General features: G+C 56.8%; 1 protein-coding gene and 1 pseudogene. Both read right to left on the bottom strand.

From position 1 onward, the window contains the following. Positions 1-37: 37 nt before the first annotated feature. Positions 38-430 carry a hypothetical protein gene (locus tag HTS88_RS21985; RefSeq protein ID WP_425515583.1) on the bottom strand — a complete coding sequence of 131 codons (393 nt, stop codon included), beginning with the start codon at positions 428-430 and terminating at the stop codon, positions 38-40. Between the two features lie 193 nt (positions 431-623). Further along, a pseudogene (locus tag HTS88_RS22090) lies at positions 624-824 on the bottom strand (hypothetical protein); the annotation flags it as partial.

Below are 824 nucleotides of genomic sequence, written 5' to 3'. Positions count from 1 at the left end.
AAGGGCAACCTGGAAGTCTGGCTGACAACGAGGAAGACTACTCGGCGCGTCTCTTGCTGCGGCTTGCAACTAGACCAGCTAGAAGGGCACCAATAAGAGAGAGGACTAGGGGCGATTTGGCCCCTTCTATCAAGATGTACACCAGCAGCGGGTAGTGTTCCTCGCCGGCACGGGGTCCTCCTGATGCAAGCGGGGTGGCCCACAAAGCAGCGACAGTCAGAAGTGCAAGAGCGACAAGGCGGGCGGGTGTGCCGTGTACGAGCAGGCGGTATGTGAGGACTGCTGCAAGCCCGACAAGAACGAGACAGAGCCGCCACACGTACGGCAACCAGTCGCCGGGAACTCCAACAGCGCGCCCATCGAGACCCAAGACAGCATGAATCTCGGACAGCTGCAGCTGCATCGTGAGGTAACCCGTCAAGCAGATCACCACCAAGGAACCGACTCCAGCGATTACAACTGAAAGCGCCGAGCTTCGCTTCGAAGTTGAAACCGTACTCCCCGTAGCCGGGCTATCCGTCTTCTCCATTGAAATCCCCCATTTCATTCTTCCTATGACTCTAAACCTCGCGGAAAACTTTTCGGACAGCGGACAGTCTCAAACTGGCTGACAGTCCAAGGCGCTAAGAAGCGACTGAGGCCGTTTCCACCGATAGGAGCCGGGCGTAGTTCAGACACATGCTCAGGCTTTCATTGCCGGGAACACGAGCACCGGACAGAGAAACCGACTCACCCTCGGATACGGACGAGCTGTCAGGAAGGACCAATGACTCACCATCGAACTTCGTACCTTCAGGAAAGACCAACGTGTAATCATCACCGTC

This window comes from Pseudarthrobacter oxydans (genome assembly GCF_013314975.1).
Lineage (GTDB): Bacteria > Actinomycetota > Actinomycetes > Actinomycetales > Micrococcaceae > Arthrobacter > Arthrobacter oxydans.
Note: the sequence above shows the minus strand (reverse complement) of the source record. Positions and strands in the feature narration are given on the sequence as shown.